At 68.0% G+C, this 17,686-nt stretch carries 17 protein-coding genes; 8 read left to right on the top strand and 9 right to left on the bottom strand.

Annotation, left to right across the window (positions count from 1 at the left end; genetic code table 11):
- The first annotated feature begins 210 nt into the window (after window positions 1-210).
- Window positions 211-1,128 carry a LysR family transcriptional regulator gene (locus D000_RS0110935; protein WP_018873562.1) on the top strand — a complete coding sequence of 306 codons (918 nt, stop codon included), beginning with the start codon at window positions 211-213 and terminating at the stop codon, window positions 1,126-1,128.
- On the opposite strand, the gene D000_RS13980 is transcribed toward D000_RS0110935, so the two are convergent.
- The 5 genes from D000_RS13980 to D000_RS0110910 form a co-directional block, all read right to left on the bottom strand.
- Entirely contained in the window at window positions 1,109-1,465 is a 357-nt protein-coding gene (locus tag D000_RS13980; protein ID WP_081616672.1) for a type II toxin-antitoxin system RelE/ParE family toxin, read from the bottom strand. The genes D000_RS0110935 and D000_RS13980 overlap by 20 nt on opposite strands.
- A 3-nt stretch (window positions 1,466-1,468) precedes the next feature.
- Entirely contained in the window at window positions 1,469-1,750 is a 282-nt protein-coding gene (locus D000_RS0110925; protein ID WP_018873560.1) for a type II toxin-antitoxin system ParD family antitoxin, read from the bottom strand.
- Window positions 1,751-1,903: 153 nt separating this feature from the next.
- A complete protein-coding gene (gene arsJ, locus D000_RS0110920) occupies window positions 1,904-3,133 on the bottom strand; it encodes an organoarsenical effux MFS transporter ArsJ (protein WP_018873559.1) in 1,230 nt (409 codons plus the stop codon).
- Between the two features lie 5 nt (window positions 3,134-3,138).
- Window positions 3,139-4,152 (bottom strand): ArsJ-associated glyceraldehyde-3-phosphate dehydrogenase, encoded by a 1,014-nt coding sequence (locus D000_RS0110915; protein WP_018873558.1) that lies wholly within the window; start codon window positions 4,150-4,152, stop codon window positions 3,139-3,141.
- A gap of 347 nt (window positions 4,153-4,499) precedes the next feature.
- Window positions 4,500-5,018, bottom strand: coding sequence for a TspO/MBR family protein (locus D000_RS0110910; protein WP_026279933.1), 519 nt, complete (start codon window positions 5,016-5,018; stop codon window positions 4,500-4,502).
- Window positions 5,019-5,154: 136 nt separating this feature from the next.
- Here D000_RS0110910 and D000_RS0110905 point away from each other — a divergent pair, with 136 nt between their 5' ends.
- From D000_RS0110905 to D000_RS0110895, 3 genes are read left to right on the top strand one after another with little or no spacing between them, the layout of a single operon-like run.
- Window positions 5,155-6,375, top strand: coding sequence for an efflux RND transporter periplasmic adaptor subunit (locus D000_RS0110905; RefSeq protein ID WP_018873556.1), 1,221 nt, complete (start codon window positions 5,155-5,157; stop codon window positions 6,373-6,375).
- Window positions 6,372-9,452 (top strand): efflux RND transporter permease subunit, encoded by a 3,081-nt coding sequence (locus D000_RS0110900; RefSeq protein WP_018873555.1) that lies wholly within the window; start codon window positions 6,372-6,374, stop codon window positions 9,450-9,452. The genes D000_RS0110905 and D000_RS0110900 overlap by 4 nt, the downstream gene beginning before the upstream one ends.
- Window positions 9,445-11,013, top strand: a complete 1,569-nt coding sequence (locus tag D000_RS0110895) for a TolC family protein (RefSeq protein ID WP_018873554.1) — start codon at window positions 9,445-9,447, stop codon at window positions 11,011-11,013. Before D000_RS0110900 ends, D000_RS0110895 begins: the two co-directional genes overlap by 8 nt.
- A gap of 17 nt (window positions 11,014-11,030) precedes the next feature.
- Here the strand turns inward: D000_RS0110895 and D000_RS0110890 are convergent, their stop codons facing one another.
- Genes D000_RS0110890 through D000_RS0110880 form a run of 4 tightly spaced genes read right to left on the bottom strand, consistent with a single transcriptional unit; the run spans window position 11,031 to window position 12,522 of the window.
- A complete protein-coding gene (locus D000_RS0110890) occupies window positions 11,031-11,582 on the bottom strand; it encodes a histidine phosphatase family protein (protein ID WP_038047847.1) in 552 nt (183 codons plus the stop codon).
- 50 nt (window positions 11,583-11,632) lie between these two features.
- Window positions 11,633-11,878 (bottom strand): DUF2256 domain-containing protein, encoded by a 246-nt coding sequence (locus D000_RS13975; protein ID WP_081616671.1) that lies wholly within the window; start codon window positions 11,876-11,878, stop codon window positions 11,633-11,635.
- The gene (locus tag D000_RS0110885; protein ID WP_018873552.1) at window positions 11,802-12,200 is read right to left on the bottom strand and encodes a thiol-disulfide oxidoreductase DCC family protein; all 399 of its coding nucleotides are present in this window, start codon (window positions 12,198-12,200) and stop codon (window positions 11,802-11,804) included. Before D000_RS0110885 ends, D000_RS13975 begins: the two co-directional genes overlap by 77 nt.
- The gene (locus tag D000_RS0110880; RefSeq protein ID WP_018873551.1) at window positions 12,193-12,522 is read right to left on the bottom strand and encodes a hypothetical protein; all 330 of its coding nucleotides are present in this window, start codon (window positions 12,520-12,522) and stop codon (window positions 12,193-12,195) included. Before D000_RS0110880 ends, D000_RS0110885 begins: the two co-directional genes overlap by 8 nt.
- A gap of 399 nt (window positions 12,523-12,921) precedes the next feature.
- Between D000_RS0110880 and mtgA the strand changes: the two genes are divergently transcribed.
- From mtgA to D000_RS13505, 4 genes are all read left to right on the top strand, one after another.
- On the top strand, window positions 12,922-13,647 hold the full coding sequence (gene mtgA / locus D000_RS0110875) for a monofunctional biosynthetic peptidoglycan transglycosylase (RefSeq protein ID WP_018873550.1): 726 nt from the start codon (window positions 12,922-12,924) through the stop codon (window positions 13,645-13,647).
- A gap of 152 nt (window positions 13,648-13,799) precedes the next feature.
- Window positions 13,800-16,103: a mechanosensitive ion channel domain-containing protein gene (locus D000_RS0110870; RefSeq protein WP_018873549.1), complete on the top strand. Its 2,304-nt coding sequence runs from the start codon at window positions 13,800-13,802 to the stop codon at window positions 16,101-16,103.
- Window positions 16,104-16,202: 99 nt separating this feature from the next.
- Complete coding sequence (locus tag D000_RS0110865; RefSeq protein ID WP_018873548.1) at window positions 16,203-16,889, top strand: zinc metallopeptidase; 687 nt, start codon at window positions 16,203-16,205, stop codon at window positions 16,887-16,889.
- Between the two features lie 26 nt (window positions 16,890-16,915).
- Window positions 16,916-17,632 (top strand): class I SAM-dependent methyltransferase, encoded by a 717-nt coding sequence (locus D000_RS13505; RefSeq protein ID WP_038047844.1) that lies wholly within the window; start codon window positions 16,916-16,918, stop codon window positions 17,630-17,632.
- The last annotated feature ends 54 nt before the right edge of the window (window positions 17,633-17,686 follow it).

Genomic DNA, 17,686 nt, shown 5'->3' with positions numbered 1-17,686 from the left:
ATCAGGATCCGGTGGTTCCGGACGGAGCTTGCCACGGCCCCTGCGGGGCCTCGCAATGACGTCATTTCAGGACGACTGTTTAACGGAGTCTGCGGCCGCCCTTCCATTCTTTCAAATCCGATTTATTATCTTTATCATTCCAAACGGTTATGGATTGGCGATCCGGCACCGCATCGGTCAGCCGGTCATTATCCCACGGAGGCGGCGGAAATGCGGCCGGAACAGCTCAGCATCGAGTCCCTGCAGGCCTTCGTGGCGGTGGTCGATACCGGCGCCTTCTCCGCCGCGGCCGAGCGGCTGCACCTGACCCAGCCGGCGATCAGCAAGCGCATACAGTCGCTGGAGGCGACGTTGCAACGCCCCCTGTTCGAGCGCCAGGGGCGCCGCGTTCGGCCCACCGAGGTCGCCGAACGCCTGCTGCCCGAGGCCCGCGAGATTCTGGCCCGCCTGCACGCAATCGAGCAGCAGGTGGCGGACCTCGACCAGGTCGTTCGTGGCCGCATCCGCCTGGCCACCTCGCACCACATCGCCCTGCACCGGCTGCCCACGCCGCTGGCCGCTCTGCGCACCCGCTACCCCGAGCTGGAACTGGAACTCGCGTTCATGGATTCCGAGGCCGGCATCGAGGCGGTGATGCACGGCGACGCCGACCTGGCCCTGGCCACCCTGCCCGACGACCTGCCGGAGGGCTCCGAGGCCCAGCCCGTCTGGACCGATGACCTGGTCCCGATGATCGCCCGCGGCCGCGCCCAGGATGCCCCGCAGGAGACCCTGCAACGGCTGCATGAGTGGCCAACGATCCTGCCGCCCGTGGGCTCCACCACCCGCCGCCAGATCGACCAGGCCCTGGCCGCACAGGGCCTGCACCCCGCCGCAGCCCAGGAGAGCCCGTACCTGGAGGTCATCCGCATGATGATCGCCGCCGGCCTCGGCATCGGCTTCCTCCCCCGCACCATGGCCACCGACGAGCTGGCCATCCTCGAGTGGCCCGCCCCGCCCATCGCCCGCCAGCTCGGCTGGGTCCGCCACGCGGACCGCTACCGCTCCCGAACCCTTGCGGCCGTGATCGAGGGACTACATAACGGGGAGGATCAGGAGCCCCCGGACCTTACCGATCTCCAGGCGTGAGCCTGCTGGGCAGGTCCATTGCATCATGGAGCACACGCAATAGCTCCACACAACGCGGTTTGTCGGACGCGGGCCGGAAAACCAGCACATGTCGGCCTCTCCGCCCTCCGCGTGCGACATGGAGGGTGCAGATACCCGGACCGATATCCTCGCGGTTGTGCACAGTCGGGTTGGCGGGCCCGTCCTGCAATGCCCGGATCGCCGCGGACAGGGTGCCGGCATAGGCGCGGGCCTGATGCTCGCCAAAGTGCTCCGCCGTCCACGAAACAATATCCCGCAGATCCTGCTCGGCATGCGCCGCGAGACGGACAGTCCATTGTCCGGATGACTCGTTCACGGCTTATCCCTTCGCGATGGACTGTTCTGTCAGTTCCTGCAAATGCGCCTCGAGGTCGCGCTCGGTATCCAGTTCGGTGTAGCGGCCTGCCTCCAGGTCCGCGATACCTTTCGCAGTCGCCCGCCGCAAGGCTTCCAGACGCGCCTCCTGCTCACGCTCGCGAGCCTGTACGAGGCGGAGCCCGTCACGCAGAACCTCGCTGGCATTCTGATAGCGCCCGGATCGAACCAGCTGCTCCACAAAACCGCTTTGCTCCGGCGTCAGGACAATGTTTCGTGTAGGCATGCTTAACCTCCGTCCATCACTATTGGCATTTTATGCCAAGAGCCACAGGCGATCCAGGCGCCGCCCTGCTGCACGCCCCTTCTCTGCGGGCTGTGCACTCAACAAAACGAGCGCTGCACGATTCTCGACAACGGCAACCGAGCCTTGCCGGCATCAGGCGCGTGCGGCCTCGCGGGGGAGCAGGGAGGAGATCATCCAGGTGGCGAAGATGAACAGGGTGGAGGCGACCAGCGCGCCCTCCAGGCCCCAGACCATGAAGATGGCACCGGAGGCGACGGTGCCGACCAGACGCCCACCGGCGTTGGCCATGTAGTAGAAGCCGACCTTCATTGCGACCCGGTCGGTCTCGGCGTAGTCGAGGATCAGGAAGGAGTGCACGGCAGAGTTGATCGCAAAGATCACGCCGAACACGCCCAGCCCGACCATCAGCACCCAGGCCGGGTCCAGCCCCGTCTCCAGGCCGATTACGATGCCGATGGGCAGCAGCATCAGGATGAAGGCCCAAAGCCGCGCGGTCAGCCCGGTCGGATGCAGCCCGCCGCGGCCCAGCAGGCGCGGCACCGAGGCCTGTACGATCCCGTAACCGATCACCCACAGCGCCAGAAACGCCCCCACCTGCATGTGGTTCCAGTCCAGGGTCGCGCTCAGAAACACCGGCAGGGCGACCACGAACCAGACATCACGCGCGCCGAACAGGAAGAAGCGTGCGGCGGAGAGCACGTTGATCGCCGCGGAGTTGGAGAACATCTGGGTGAATTTCGGCTTGCCGCCGACCTTCCCCAGCCCGCGTGGCAGGCCGACGATGGAGAACAGCATCACCACCGCCAGCATCCCGGCCAGGATCACCAGCGCCATCTGGAACCCGACCGAGTACAGCAGCGCGCCGCCGACGAAGAAGCCCACCCCCTTCAGCGCGTTCTTCGATCCGGTAAGGACCGCCACCCAGCGAAACAGCCGCCCCTCGCCGTCGCCGGCGACCAGCTTCACCCCGGACTTGGCACTCATCTTGTTCAGGTCCTTGGCGATGCCCGACAGCGCCTGCGCGAACATCACGTAGGCCACGCCCAGCCAGGCCTCGGGCACCGTGAGCATCAGCAGCGCGGCGACCTGCAGCAAGGTCCCGGCGATCATCGTCGTGTTCACCCCCAGCCGCGCGGCCAGCCAGCCGCCGGTCAGGTTGGTAATCACCCCGAACAGTTCGTAGAACAGGAACAGAAACACGATCTCCAGCGGGCTGTAGCCCAGCTGGTGGAAGAACAGCACGACCAGCATGCGGATCGCGCCGTCGGTGACGGTAAACGCCCAGTAGTTCGCGGTGATACGCGCGTAGGCGCCCAGCCCCAGGGTAGGCGGTGCGTTCGGCGTTTCGGCCGGGCCGCCCATTCGTCTTACGCGCCCTGCTCGGCCACGCGCGCGACCAGTTCGACCAGCCGGTTGGCATAGCCCCATTCGTTGTCGTACCAGGCCAGCACCTTCACCTGCGTGCCATCCACCACCATCGTCGACTGCGCATCGACAATGGACGAGCGCGGGTCGGTACGAAAATCGCTGGAGACCAGCGGACGTTCCTCAAAGCCCAGGATCCCGGAGAGGTCGCCGTTCGCGGCCTCGCGCAGCAGGGCGTTGACCTCCTCCGCGGAGGTCTCGCGCGCCGCCTCGAAAGTGAAATCCGTCAGCGAGGCATTCATCAGCGGCACGCGCACCGCATGGCCGTTCAGCCGTCCGTTCAGTTCCGGAAAGATGTCGCCGATCGCCTTCGCCGACCCGGTGGTGGTCGGGATCAGGTTCAGCCCGGCGGCACGGGCCCGGCGCAGGTTGTCGCGCGACAGGTCCACGGCCGACTGCGTGGCGGTCATGTCATGCACCGTCAGGATCGTCCCGTGGCGGATCTCCAGGGCCGGATGCAGCACCTTGACCAGGGGCGCCAGGCAGTTGGTGGTGCAGGAGGCAGCGGTGACGACGCGGTGCCGGGCCGGATCGTAGGCCGAATCGTTGACGCCCATCACTACGTTCAGCGCAAGCTCGTCCTTCACCGGCGCCGCGACGACCACACGCCGGGCCCCGCGATCGAAGTGCGGCTGCAGGGTCTCCATGGTGCGAAAGGCGCCGCTGGCATCGATCACGATATCCACACCGGACTCGGCCCAGGGCACCTGCCCCGGCTCGCCCAGCTGCGTATGTCGCAGGCTGCGGCCGTCGATCTGCAGCGCATCCGGCTCGGCCCGGATGCCGCGATCCCAGCGCCCGTGCACCGAATCGAACTCCAGCAGGTGCCCGGTGACCGTACCGTCCGCCGCGATCTCGTTCAGGTGCACGATCTCGAGATCGTCCCGATCCCAGGCCGCGCGCAGTGCCAGGCGGCCGATCCGCCCCATCCCGTTGATGCCAATCCGCACGGCCATTTCGCCCTCCCGCGAAAAATCGCGTCAGTTTACTCCGCCCACATGACCAACGCATGACACCCGGGCACCAAAATCCGGGGCCACCACGAAGCTCACGAAGGCACGAAGAAGGGCAAGAGCTTGTAACCACAGAGTGCACGGAGGACACGGAGGGAAAGAAGCGGCTCCGGCGTTTCGGCTGGCGAAAGAGGACAGAACCCGCGACCGTGTCTATTGGACCTTCCTGCTTTTCAGTCTTACCCCTTCTCCGTGTCCTCCGTGCACTCCGTGGTGTAATCGCCCTCGATCTCGACCTTCTTCGTGCCTTCGTGAGCTTCGTGGTGAAACCGGGTTTCAGCGGCACCCGATCAGGTATTGAGCCAGACGATGCCGGCGTTGAGGTAGACGGCAAAGCCGACCCACAGCAGGTAGGGCACCAGAAGCGCGCCGGCGATGCGGTCGATGCGCCAGAAGGCGATCAGCGTGGCGAGGATCAGCGGCCACAGGATCAGGATCTCGGCGAGTGCCAGATCCGGGCGCTGCAGGCCGAAGAAGAGCACCGACCAGCCCAGGTTCAGTGCAAGCTGCGCCAGGAACAGACCCAGCGCGACCGGTGCCCCGGTCAGGCCGACGCGGCGCCACACATGCCACGCCGCCAGCCCCATCAGGCCGAACAGCACGCTCCAGACCGGGCCGAACACCGCATCCGGCGGGTTCAACGGCGGCCGTGCCAGGGTTGGGTACCAGTCGCCCACCGAAAGACTGGTGGCCCAGCCACCCAGCCCTGCCACCGCAAACACCAGTACCATCCAGGCCAGCAGCCCGAGCATGTCCCCACCGAAAGAGCGCCGTCGCGGACGCGACGCATGGGCCGTATCGCCTGTCATTACAGAATTCTCCTCGAGATTCGTGGTCGCATGGCAGGATGCCCCGAACAAGGCCCGGATTCCGAACCGAATTCATTCAGGATTCAGTGAACCACGCCACACTACCCCTGACTACCCCGAATAAAAGCGAGCTGTGATGCCCCGCCCCGCCACCCTGATCACCACGGCTCTCTTCCTCCTGGCCGCCGGCCTGCTGGGCTGGATGCTGCTCGCCCCGGATGACGATGCCGCGCCAGGCACTCGCCCTGGCGGTGGCGAGACGAGACCGGTGGCCGTGGCGGCTGCCGCCATCGAGACCCGTGACCTGGTCGAGCGCCGGCGCTTCATCGGAAGCATCGAGGGCGCGGACCGCATCGAGATCACACCCCGTGTCGGCGGCCGGGTCGCCGAGGTCTTCGTCAATCTGGGGGACCGCGTGGAACCGGGGGATCCCCTGCTGCAGCTGGATACCGAGGAGTTCGAGCAGGACCTCGCCCAGGCCGCGGCGGAACTGGAAGTGGCCGAGGCCAGCCTGGCGGAGGCCATCGCCAGCCGCGACGCGTCCCGGCGCGAGCTGCAGCGCACCCGTGAACTGCGCGATCAGGGGATCGCCTCGCGTTCCGAGCTGGAGGCCGCCGAGACCGAACTGGCCCTGGCGCAGACCCGAGTGGCCCTCGCCGAATCGCAGATCCGGCAGCGACGCTCCGCACTGCGCACCCGCGAGATCCAGCTTGGCTACGCCCGCCTCGAGGCGGATGCATCCAGCACCACGCGCTGGGTAGCGGAACGGTATGTCGATCCCGGCGCCGTCATCAGCGCCAGCGAGCCGGCGCTGGCACTGGTCCGGCTCCAGCCGGTCCGGGCGATCCTTGCCGTGACGGAGTCCGACTACGGTCGGCTGTCTCCCGGCCAGGCCGCCGAGGTGCGCACCGGCGCCTACCCCGACACCGCATTCGCGGGGACCATCGCGCGGATCGCACCGGAGTTCCGCCCCGGCTCGCGCCAGGCGCGGATCGAGGTGGAACTACCCAACGACGACGCCCGCCTGCGCCCGGGGATGTTCGTCGAGGCGGCGATCACCCTGGGACGGCGCGACGGCGCGCGGGCCATCCCGCGCGACGCGATCATCCAGCGCGAGGCCGGCCCCACCGTATTCAGCGTGGACCGCAGTGGCGAGCGCCCAACGGCCCGGCGCCATCAGGCCGTCACTGGTGTCCGTGAAGGGGGCTGGGTCGAGCTGCTGGAACCCGATCTGCCGCCGGGCACCGAGGTCGTGATCCTCGGCCAGCACCTGCTTGCGGACGGCACCCCGCTGCGGCTGAGTGAACCGGGCCGCATCCCCGACCACGATGACGCGCGCGAGGCACAGACCCCGTGAATCCCGCGCGCCTGACCGTCCACCGCCCCGTGCTGACCAGCATGGTGGCCCTGATCGTGGTCATCCTCGGGCTGACCGCGCTGACGCGCCTGCCGGTGGACCTGCTGCCCGACATCACCTACCCCGTGGTCACGGTGATGACCTCCTACCCCAACGCCGGGGCCGAGGAGGTCGAGCAACTGGTCACGCGCCCGGTGGAACAGGCAGCGGCCGCAATCACGGGTGCCCAGGAGATCCGTTCCACCTCGGCCGAGGGCAACAGCAACGTCCGCATCAACTTCGCCTGGGGCACGGACATCCGCCAGGCCGTGGACGACCTGCGCGATCGTCTGGCGCGCATCCAGGACCGCCTGCCGGATGATGCCGACCGCCCGCTGGTGCGCCAGTTCGACACCCAGGACTCGCCCATCATGCGCCTGGGGGTGGGCTCGCAGCTGGACGCCATCCACCTGCGCACCCTGATCGATAACCGCATCGCCCCGCGCCTGGAGCGCATCCCCGGCGTCGCCGCCGTGGATACCTTTGGCGGGCTGGAGCGCGAGGTCCGCGTGGAGGTGGATCCGGAGCGTCTGGAGGCCATCGACCTGGGCCTGGACGACCTGCGCAACCGCATCCGCGACGCCAACGTGATCACCCCCGGCGGGCCGATCATGGACGGCCGGCGGGAGTACCGCCTGCGCACCCCGGCCGAGTTCCGCTCGGTGGACGAGGTCCGCGACACCATCGTGCAGCGCAGCGAGGATGGCGTGACCTACCTGCACCAGGTCGCGGAGGTGCGCGATACCCATCAGCGCGTCACCCGCCGCTTCCGGGTCAACGCAGAGGAAGGCGTCCAGCTCGCCGTGCGCAAGCTGGCCGACGCCAACACGGTCGAGGTCTCCGAGGCGGTGCATGCCGAACTGGTGCGCCTGAACCGCGACTTCCCTCAGATCGACATCCGCGCGGTCACCGACGAGGCGGGGTTCATCCGCAACTCCATTACCAACGTCGGCCAGGCCATCCTCTACGGCAGCGCACTGGCGGTACTGGTGCTGCTCGTGTTCCTGCGCAACATCCGCTACACGCTGGTCGCCGCCACCGCAATCCCGCTGGCGGTGATCTCCACCTTTGGCCTGGTCTACTTCGGCGGGCACTCCCTCAACCTGATGACCATGGGCGGGATCGCGCTGGGCGTGGGCCTGATGGTCGACAACGCCATCGTGGTGATCGAGAGCATCGCCCGCCGGCGTGAAGAGCACGCGGAACAGACCGCCGCCGAGGCCGCGATCAGTGGCACCGGGCGCGTTGCCCCCGCGATCGTCGCCAGCACCCTGACCACGGTCGCCATCTTCCTGCCGCTGTTCTTCGCCGAGGAACTCGCCGGCCAGCTGTTCAAGCCCCTGGCGGCCGTGGTCGCGTTTGCCCTGGCCGCCTCGTTGATCGTCGCCCTGACCCTCGTGCCGATGCTAATGGCCCGAGCACCGATGCCCAAGCACGACACCAGCGCCCTAGCGCGCATGGAACATCGCTACCAGGGCCTGTTGCGGCACACCCTGACCCAGCCGTGGATGGTCATTGGCATCAGCCTGCTACTGCTGATGATCGCCCTCGTCGGTCTGCGCGGCGTGGGCACCGAGTTCCTGCCCGCCACCGACGAGGGCGAGATCCGGGTGCATGTATCCATGGAACCCGGCACCCCGCTGAACGAGCTGTACGCCACCATGGCCGGGCTGGAGGCGATCATCCGCGACGAGGTCCCGGAGCTGCAGAACCTGGTCTCCAGCTCCGGCGCCTCGGCGTTCCGGGCCTCCTCGCCGGCCTCCGGCAACATGCGCGTGATGGTCGGCTCGCGCGATACCCGCAGCCGCTCCTCCGATGCCATCGCCGCCGCGCTGCGCGAGGCGCTGGGCAGCCCGCCCGGGGTCGAGGTCCGCGTACGCGCCTCCAGCGGGATCTTCTTCCGTGGCTTCGGCCGCGGCGCGGACGAGGAGAGCCTGTCCATCGAGGTCCGTGGCTTCGAACTGCCCACGATGAACGCGGTGGTCGAGCGGTTCGAGGCCGCGCTGGCCGACATTCCCGGCGTGACCGATACCCGCGTCGGCTCCGACGGCGGCCAGCCCGAGTTCGCCACCCGCATCGACCGCGCCCGCGCCGCCGACCTGGGCGTGGACGTGCGTACCATCGCCCAGACCCTGGAGACCGCGCTGGGCGGCTCCAGCGCCGGACAGCTGCGCGCCGGCGGAGACGAGACCCGTATCTGGGTCCAGCTGCGCGACGCCGACCAGAGTTCGCTGGACGACCTGCTGAACCTGACGGTGCGCAGTGAGGACGGCGAGCGCGTCGCCCTGCGGAGCCTTGTTTCCTTCGAAACCGCGATGGGCCCGGACAGCATCCAGCGCCGCGAGCAGGCGCGCATCAGCACGCTGTTCGTCAATATCGGCGATCGCTCGCTGGGCGAGGTCGCGGCGGACGTGCGTGCCGCCCTGGCGGATATCCCCCTGCCGGAGGAGATCGACTTCTCGGTCACCGGCGATATCGAGGAACAGGAGGCGGCCTTCTCCGAGCTGCTGCTGGGCACCCTGCTGGCCACCCTGCTGGTGTACATGGTCATGGCCAGCCTGTACGAATCCCTGCGCGACCCGCTGATCGTGATGTTCTCCATCCCGCTGGCCCTGATCGGCGTCACCGCAGCGCTGCTGATCACTGACACCACGCTCAACGTGCAGTCACTGATCGGCATCCTGCTGCTGGTCGGGATCGTGGTGAACAACGCGATCCTGCTGGTGGACCGAATGGCCCGGCGCCACCGCGACGACGGCACGGAACTGACCGCGGCGATCGTGGCCGCAGCCGGCGAGCGCCTGCGCCCGATCCTGATGACCACGCTGACCACCATCCTCGCGCTGTCGCCGCTGGCGATCGGCATGGGCGACGGTGGCGAGGCCCAGGCCCCGATGGCGAGGGTGGTGATCGGCGGCCTGCTGTCGTCTACCCTGATCACCCTGGTGCTGATCCCGACGCTATACCTGCTGTTCCACCGTCGAAGCCAACAGCACGGCCATGAACCCGTCTACCGGATGCCCGTTAACCATGCGTAGCCTTACCTCCGCCCTTTCGCTTCTCGTTCTGGCGCTGTCTGCGACGGCCAACGGAGAGAGCACCACCGATGACGGCCTGCGTCTCACGCTATCGGCCGAAGAATTGCTGGAACAACGTACGTTCGCCCGCAACCAAGTGGCCGAAGAGAGCTTGTCACTCGAAGAGGCTGTAGCACGCGCCCTGGAAGGCAACCGAGGCCTTCGGGCCGAACGATTACAAACGGCCATCGAGGGCACCTTTGAGGCTCAGGAACGTTCGGTCTTTGATCCGGCGCTTTTCGCTGAATTCGATGTCTTTCGTGATCGCGAAGAGCGTGAATTCGAAGGCTTCACACAGGATTCCTTCTTTAGCGAAAGACGGGGACAAGCCGGATTGCAACAGTCCCTGCCGACTGGCACGGACCTGACCTTGTCCGTTCGCAGCTCTCGGGTTAACAGCTCTTTTCAAAACCAGATCGAATACACCACCCGCGCCGGCCTGAGCCTGACTCAGGCATTACTGCGCGGGGGACGGATCGAATCCAACCTAGTGCGCCTGCGCCAGGCCAGCCTGGATGTGGAGGCCTCGGAATACGAGGTGCGCGGCTTCGTGGAGCAGCTGATCACGGACGTGGAGGGCCGCTACTGGGACCTGGTACTGGCCGACGCACAGATCGCCATCTTCGAGGAGGCCCTGGCGGTCGCCCGCGCCCAGCTGGACCAGACCGAACGCCGCATCCGGGCCGGCGACCGCCCGGAGACCGAGGCCGTATCCGCGCGCGCCGAGGTAGCGCTGCGCCGCCAGGGGCTGATCGACGCGCGTGCCGATCGTGCCCGCGCCCAGGACGCGCTGGCCCGGCTGCTGCAGGCCGACAACGGCGGGCTCTGGGATACCCGGCTGGAGGCCCGTTCGGAGCCGGAGCTGGAGCGCTACGCCCTGGAGCCCCTGGATGCCTACGTGGCGCTGGCCCGCGACCACCGCGCCGACCTCAACGAGACCCGCCTGCGCGTGCAGCGCAACCAGCTGGAGGTGGTGCGCACCCGCAACGGCCTGCTGCCGCGCCTGGATTTCTTCGTCACCCTGGGCCAGTCCGGCTACGCCGACAGCTTCAGCCGCACCTGGCGCGACCGCCAGGGCGACGGCTACGACCTGGCCGCCGGCCTGCGCTTCGAGATGCCGATCGGCAATCGCGCGGCCGAGGCCGAGCACACCCGCGCGCGCCTGACCCGCCAGCAGATCCAGGAGACCCTGGCCAACCTGGAGCAGCTGGCCATCGAGGACGTGCGCGCCACCTGGTTCGACGCCGCCCGCGTGCGCGAACAGATCCAGGCGCAGAAGGAGACGGTGGAACTGCAGGAAGAACTGCTGCGCGTGGAACAGACCCGCTTTCGGGTCGGGGCCGGTACCGCCCTGGCGGTGGCCCAGGCCCAGCGCGACCTGCTGGAGAGCCGCCTGCGCCTGACCGAGACGGTGGTGCGCTTTCGCCAGCTGAGCACCGAACTGCTCAATGCCAGCGGCACCCTGCTACTGCACCGCGGCATCGACGCCCCGGGCGCCGAACGCGTGGAGATCCTCCTGTAACCGGGCCTTCAGCCGGATTACGGGTCGACCGGGCGCGCGTCGCCGGCGGCGTCGATCTCCACCACCAGCATCGCACCGGACCCCAGACTGCGACCGCTGAGCTCGCGAATATTGGCCAGGTGGGTCACATACACCGCGGGCCCCGCCCCATCGCGGTATGCCTCGGCCAGATGTTCGCGCCAGGCCCGCATGCGCCGTTCGCGGTGCACCGCGTTGGCCCGAAAGATCGACGCCAGCGCATCCTCGAGCACCGTGGGCGTGCCATAGCCCAGCAGCTCGGCCGTCTCGAGGTTGCGGCACCAGGGTCCGGCAAACACACGAATTGAAGTGAGTCCTGCGGCCCGCAGCCGCTCACCGCTCGCACGTGCCTGCTCGCGCCCCCCGTCCGACAGGTTGCGCTGGGTGGAACAGTCTTCGACATCGAAGCCCTGTGGATCGCCGATTCCGGGGGCAAGGGCGTGCCGCATCAGCAGTACACGGTGGGGTTCCCCGAGCTGTTCCACAATGGCGCGCTCGGCGGCGAGGTCCTCCGCCATCACCGCCGTCGGTAAAACCATGAAGACGAGCATCAGGCCCAGCTTCGCAAACAGGCTCACAGGCTTCGCCTCACGTTCACGCACTATGCCTCACGGGGGGTCCGAACCTGCGAACGGCGGCGCCGACAGGCCTCGGAGCAGTAACGCACCTCGTCCCAGCAACGCGCCCATTTGCGTCGCCAGGCAAACGGCCGCCCGCAGACCGTGCAGGTCTTGTGCGGGAGATGAGGTTTGGCGTGGGCCACGGGGAGGTCAGCGATCCGGGCGACACAGGCCGTCCGCACAGCGCGAACGCCAGCGATAGCGCGCAAAGACCCGGTAACCCGCATCCATCACCCAGACCACCGGCGGCAGACGGTGCAGCACCACACCCATCCAGCGGTAATACGGCAGATGGCGCCAGACCAGCACGAAGGCCCAGGCTCCGCTGCGCACCTGCCCATCCGGCGCGATCGCGTGCATGCGCTGCATGGCCTGCTCCCATTCGATGCCCCAGGCCGCGAGCGGCTCGGCATCGGCGTGGATATCCTGCCAGTCCACCGCCGCGGCCGTGTCCAGCCGCTGGTAATGGCCAATCTCCCGCCGGCACAGCGGGCAGCCACCGTCGAAGAACACGATCGGGCGCCCCGGCGCCGGCAGGGTCTCAGGCATGGCCCACGGGTCCGGTTTGACGGTGCTCGGCCTCGGCCAGCGAACGCAGCGCCCGCTCCACCACATCGCGCGCCAGCCCGCGGGTCATGTCCGGATCGGCCGGGATCATCTCGGTACGCACCGCCAGCGCCATTGCAAGCGCCTGCAGCACATCGCCATTACAGGTATCGCCGAGAATCCCGATTTCGTGATCCAGGGTCTCGGTCAGACGATCCAGAAGCTGCTGCACGCGCACCGCCGAACCGGTCTCGGGATGCAGGCGGAATTCGAAGGAAACGGCCTCGCCACTCGGGGTGGTGTAGCGGTAGGGCAACAGTTCCATGGCTCTACTCCTTCACGATTCGCGGATTCGGGTTGTAGTACCGGGCAGACCCGGCCCTCTCAGGATGCACGGTTTTCGCGCGCATTACTGCCGGTCTCCTGGCTGCCTGCCCGTTTCTGGTTGCGCCGGGGCGCGACGAACGATCCCCTGAGGACCCAGGCACAGCGGACACCCACCACAGAGGCCTTTGCACACAACAGGCTGACCGCCTGCGCACGCACTTTCGTCAAACCTTCCCTAAACGCCTTTGGCCATAAAAACCGCGAACAGTTCGCCCGTGGCTGGCATTTCCGCGCAACTCCTGCGCGGCGCGTGCGCGCGGTATGCTAGAGCCATCATGAAGCACCACCCTGCCCGCTCCCCTGTCCCCGCCCGGGGCGCCGCCCCGAGGATCGCCTGATGGCGCGGAATCGTCGGCCGCGGCCCCTTTGCCGACTACTGTACTGGGCCCTTGGCCTGGTCACCGTGCTGCTCGGGCTGGTCGCGGGCGCGATGATCGCGCTGGTGCTGCTGTTTGCCCGCGTCGATCCACCCTACGGCATGGCCATGGTCTGGGCGACGGACTGGCAGACGGCCTCGCGGCTGCGACCCGAATGGCAGCGCCTGGACGACCTGCCCCGTCACCTGATGCTTGCGGTCATCGCGGCCGAGGATCAGCAGTTTCCGCTGCACCGCGGTTTCGACTGGGGCTCGGTGCGCAAGGCAGTGGACGACCATGTCGCGCGCGGGGACCGCCTGCGCGGGGCCAGCACCATCAGTCAGCAGACCGCGAAAAACCTGTTCCTGTGGCATGACCGGTCGTGGTTCCGCAAGACCCTGGAGGCCGGCTTCACCGCCACCATGGAGGCGATCTGGCCGAAACGGCGGATCCTGGAGATCTATCTCAACCTCGCCGAATTCGGACCCGGCATCTACGGCATCGAACATGCGGCTCAGCATTACTTCGGGCGCCCCGCCCGCGAGCTCGACCGCCAGCAGTCGGCCCGGCTCGCGGCCATGCTGCCGGCCCCGGGACTGTACGACCCGGTGAATCCCGGGCCCCGCATGACCCGGCGTATCCAGTGGGTCGAGCAGCAGATGCGGCAGCTGGGCATCGCCTGGCTGGACCCGATGCTGCTCGAGTAGCCCGCATTGAGCATCGCCCCCCGGGGCCGTTAAGCTAGTGTCCGCCGATGGGGCCGCCTGGCCGGCCCTTGTCGCGCCTGGAGCCGCACACACAAGGCCCGATCCACGGCCGCCAGTGCCCTCCGGATCCCCGCCCACACCCGAGGTCTGCTGTGTTCCAGTCCCGCTCGACGCCGTTTGCCTTTGCCCGCCTGCTGCCGCTGCTGCTGATCCTGTTCCTCCTGCCGTGGGGCGCTGCCGCCGCACAGGCCGAGGACACCCGCGATCTGCACGACGCCCTGATCGAGGCACTGGAAAATGAGGAGGCGCGCGAACGCCTGCTGGAAACCCTGCGCGCCGAGCGCGCGGACCCCGGCACCGCAACCGCCGCACAGGACGAGGCGACGGCGGACACCGAAGACCCGGTCTCGCTGCCGCGCCAGATCGCGGAACTCACCCAGGCCTTGGCCGAGGGCACCGTGGCCGAGGTCCGCGCCCTGGGCGCGATCGCCACTGACATCGGCGACACGCTGCGCGCCGTGGAGATCGCCGCTTTCGGGGCCGGGGTGCTGGATCTTGTCATCCTGATCGCGTTCACCGTCGTCGTCTTCCTGGTCCTGCGCCGCGTCGGCAGTCCGATCTTTGCCGGGCTCGACCGCTGGGTCATCAACTCGCCGGAGCAGTACCACCTGCTGCGCGCCCTCCCCGCGGTGCTGCTGGCCGCGGTCGTCGACTTCCTGGTCGTGCTGCTGGCCTGGGTGGCCGGCTACGGTCTGGCCCTGTTCGTGCTCGGGGATTCCGGCGAGATGCTCACACGGCACTCCCTGTTCCTGAACGCCTTCCTGCTGATCGAGGTCACCAAGGCGGCCCTGCGCCTGATCTTCGCGACCCGCTATCAGGGCCTGCGGCTGTTGCCGATGGCCGGCGACGAGGCCGCCTACTGGAACGCCTGGCTGGCGCGCCTGGTCACCTACATCGGCTACGGCCTGCTGCTGCTGGTGCCGATCACCAACAACCACATCTCCACCGAGGCGGGGCGCTCGCTCGGCCTGCTGGTGATGCTGACCGCCTTCTTCTACGCGGCGGTGATCATCCTGCAGAACCGCCAGCGGGTGCATGACCGCCTGCTGCAGGTGGCCAACCGGGCCGGGTTCGCGTTCACGCGCATCACCCTGTCGCTGCTGGCCAGCAGCTGGCACTGGATCGCGCTGCTGTACTTCCTGACGCTGGCCGTGGTGAGTGTCACGCGGCCGGAAGACGCCCTGCCCTTCATGGCCAAGGCCACCGGTCAGACCCTGCTGGCCGCGTTCATCGGTGTGTTTGTCGCCAACCTGCTGAGCCAGATCATCGGCCGCGACATCCACGTGCCCGACGAGACGCGAGAAAAGTTCCCGCTGCTGGAGGCGCGCCTGAATGCCTACGTGCCGAAGGCCCTGAAGACCATGCGCCTGGTGATCCTGCTGATCGTGCTGGCCGTGATCGCGGATGCCTGGGGCGTGTTCAACCTCGCGGCCTGGCTGGGTTCCGAGGCCGGCATGCGGGTGGTGGGCACCGCGATCTCGGTTGCGCTGATCGTGCTCGCGGCACTCGCGATCTGGCTGGTGTTTGCCAGCTGGGTCGAGCACCGCCTGAACCCGAATACCGGAGAGGGTGAACCCGGCGCCCGCGAGAAGACCCTGCTGACCCTGTTCCGCAACGCGATCGCGATCGCCCTGAGCGTACTGACGGTGATGGTCGTTCTGGCCGAGATCGGCATCAACATCGGGCCGCTGCTGGCCGGTGCCGGCGTACTTGGCCTCGCGGTCGGGTTTGGTGCCCAGAAGCTCGTGCAGGACATCATCACCGGCGTGTTCATCCAGCTCGAGAAGGCGATCAACACCGGCGATGTCGTGACCGTGGCCGGCACCACCGGCACCGTCGAGAAGATGACCATCCGCTCCATGGGCCTGCGCGACCTGTCCGGGACCTATCACCTGATCCCGTTCTCCGCGGTGGATGCCGTCTCCAACTACATGCGCGAGTTCGCCTACCACGTCGGCGAATACGGCGTGGCCTACCGCGAGGACATCGACGAGGTCATCGTGCGCCTGCGCGAGGCCTTCGAGGAACTGAAGGAGGACCCGGATCAGGGCCCGAACATCCTCGACGAGATGGAAGTCCACGGCGTGACCGCCCTGGCCGACAGCTCGGTGAACGTACGCATCCGCATCAAGACGCTGCCGGGCACGCAGTTCGGCCTGGGCCGCGCGTTCAACCGCCTGGTCAAGAAGCACTTCGATGCCGCCGGCATCGAGATCCCGTTCCCGCACCAGACCATCTACTTCGGTCAGGAGAAGGACGGCAGCGCGCCCCCGGCGAATCTGCGCATGATCGAGGCCGCAACAGACACCCAGGAGGACGACCGCGACTACTCGCGTGACCGCCGCGCGCGCCCCAACCCGAAGCACAAGGGCGACTACGACGAGGCCGACGACTGACCCTCGCGCGTTCCCGGCCACAGAGCCGGGGGCGCCGGAAATGGCCACGCTACGTGGCGGCACTTTCCGCGACGCGGGGGTTCGGGTGATCATTGCAGGATGCGTCTGCTGATCCTGCTCGTCCCGCTGCTGCTGCTCGTCGCCTGGGCCCCCGGCTGGTGGGTGCGTCACACCATGAAGAAATACCACCGCCCGGCGGACCGCTACGACGGCACCGGCGCGGAACTCGCGCGCGAGCTGCTCGACCGCCACGGCCTGAACCGGGTGGCCGTAGAGACGACCGGCAGCGGGGACCACTACGACCCGGCCACGCACACGGTGCGCCTGTCGCCCGAGAACCACGACGGGCGCTCGCTCACCGCGATCACCGTGGCCGCACACGAGGTCGGTCATGCCGTGCAGCATGCCCAGGGCTACGCCCCGCTGCGCATGCGCAGCACCCTGGTCGGCATGACCCGCTACGGCCAGCAGCTCGGCGCCTGGATGCTGGTCGCGATCCCGTTCATTACGCTGATCGCCCGCCATCCGGCCCCGGGCATCCTGTTCTTCCTCGCGGGTGTCCTGTCCATGGGCCTGGCCGCACTGGTGCACTTCATCACCCTGCCCACCGAGTTCGATGCCAGCTTCCGCCGCGCCATGCCCATGCTGCGCGAAGGCGGCTATCTGCATCCGCCCGATTACCCGCATGCCGAGCGCATCCTCAAGGCCGCGGCCTACACCTATCTGTCGCAGTCGCTGATGAGTCTGCTGAACATCGCCTCGTGGTTCCGCTACCTCCGCCGTTGATCCCGGCCGACGATGCCGCCTGCCCCCTGTGCGGCCAGCACAGCCGGCCGTTCTATCACCGCGGTGCGCGCGACCCGGCGCCCGGTGACTATCGCCGCTGCCACCACTGCGGCCTGATCGCGCTGGAACGCAGTACCTGGCCGACGCGCGACGTGGAACGCGCCTATTACCAGACCCACGAAAATCGCCCGGATGACCCTGGGTACCGCGCGCATCTGGAACGCCTGAGCGACCCCCTGACCCGCGCCCTGCCTCCCCCCGCCACCGGCCTCGACTGGGGCTGCGGGCCACAGCCCGTACTCGCCGATCTGCTGCGCGCGCGCGGCTACACACTGGACGCATGGGACCCGGCCTTTGCCCCACAGCGGCCCCAGCCCCCGTCCGGCGGCTGGGATTTCATCAGCTGCACCGAAGTGCTGGAACACCTGCATCACCCCCTGCAGACCCTGACAGCCATGGTGGCCGCGCTCGGCCCCGGCGGCATCCTCGCCATGATGACCGAATGGCCGCCACCCGCGGCCGGGTTTCGCCGCTGGCATTACCGTCGCGATCCCACTCATGTCGCCTTTTACGGGCCGCATACCCTGCACTGGATCGCCGCACGGCTGGGCTGCACGCTTGAACTGCCGGCTGCGGATATCGCCCTGTTCAGGCGCACCGCCACCGCTCCCGTTCGCACTGCGGATAGCGGCCGTCCACGCCCTGCGCGGGGCCACCCGGCAGGATCAGGCCATGCTTGTTAAGCTAGGGTTAAGTCGCCTTTGACTACGATGTACCCGAATTCACCAGGAGTCCGT

Origin of the sequence: Thioalkalivibrio sp. ALJ16 (assembly GCF_000377345.1) — a bacterium.
Classification (GTDB): domain Bacteria; phylum Pseudomonadota; class Gammaproteobacteria; order Ectothiorhodospirales; family Ectothiorhodospiraceae; genus Thioalkalivibrio.
Note: the sequence above shows the minus strand (reverse complement) of the source record. Positions and strands in the feature narration are given on the sequence as shown.